At 49.2% G+C, this 242-nt stretch carries 1 protein-coding gene; it reads left to right on the forward strand.

Translation table 11 applies throughout. The features are described 5' to 3' along the window. Positions 1-242 (forward strand): GTP-binding protein (locus tag ACTHR2_RS10595; RefSeq protein WP_440375712.1); only part of this gene is annotated, 242 nt, incomplete at both ends.

Consider the following 242-nt stretch of genomic DNA (forward strand, 5'->3'; position numbering starts at 1 on the left):
ATCTTGGTATGTTCCGCAGCTGACGGTCCTATGCCACAAACTCGTGAACACATTCTGTTGGCTCGCCAAGTAGGTGTGCCTTACATCATCGTATTCATGAACAAATGCGACATGGTTGACGATGCCGAGCTGTTGGAACTGGTTGAAATGGAAATCCGTGACTTATTGTCAAGCTACGACTTCCCAGGCGACGACTGCCCAATCGTACAAGGTTCTGCACTGAAAGCTTTGGAAGGTGACGC

Origin of the sequence: Neisseria sp. P0006.S004, assembly GCF_051963015.1 — a bacterium.
Taxonomy (GTDB): domain Bacteria; phylum Pseudomonadota; class Gammaproteobacteria; order Burkholderiales; family Neisseriaceae; genus Neisseria.